1 protein-coding gene and 1 pseudogene are annotated in these 660 nt (G+C 71.4%); both read right to left on the reverse strand.

The window, feature by feature from the left end:
• Positions 1-197, reverse strand: a pseudogene (locus QMX80_RS19230) (Fe2+-dicitrate sensor, membrane component); the annotation flags it as partial.
• Positions 181-660, reverse strand: a 480-nt coding sequence (locus QMX80_RS19235; protein WP_282278776.1) for a sigma-70 family RNA polymerase sigma factor, incomplete at its 5' end; no start/stop codon positions are given. The pseudogene QMX80_RS19230 and the gene QMX80_RS19235, both read right to left, overlap by 17 nt.

Here is a 660-nt window from a genome sequence, read left to right on the forward strand (position 1 = left end):
CCGCTGGACAGCGCCCGCGCCCGGTCGGTGCGCGCCAGCACGGCGTGGGCCCGCGCATAGGCGCCGAAGTGGCGCACGTCGGCCTGCAACCAGGCATCGCGCGCGCCGGCCTCCCCGACGGTCAGCGCGGCGCGGTCCTCGCGCGCGACCCAGGCCGCGGCGATATCGTCGATGCTGCGTTCATCGCGTGCGCGCATGTCTCGCTCCTCCGGCTCCGAGCCTGTCCCTGCCCTCTTCCACGTCCTTTCCGTCGCGCTTCATCGAATCCATCAGTACCCGGATTCCCTTGCAGATGTGTTTCTCCACGGTGTTCTCGCTGATCTGCATGCGCTGGGCGATCTCGCGCTGCGAGTAGCCCTCGACCCGGCGCAGGACGAAGGCCTGCCGGCACTTGTCCGGCAGGCTGTCGATCAGTGCGCCGATGCGGGCCAGTTCCTGGCGCGAGGACGCGGCCCGCTCCGGGCACGCTTCCTCGCCGCTGGCGGCCACCCGCTCGATCTCCGCCACCGCCTCGATCGACACCACCTGCGCGCGGCGCAGCTGCTGCAGCACCACCGACTGCGCCACCGAATACACGTAGGCGCGCGGCTGGCGGGCGTGGGGCACGTCCGCCAGCGCCGCCAGGTTGGCGTAGGTCTCCTGGATCACGTCATCCACGTC

The sequence above is a fragment of the Stenotrophomonas sp. PS02297 genome, assembly GCF_029959705.1.
Taxonomy (GTDB): domain Bacteria; phylum Pseudomonadota; class Gammaproteobacteria; order Xanthomonadales; family Xanthomonadaceae; genus Stenotrophomonas; species Stenotrophomonas nitritireducens.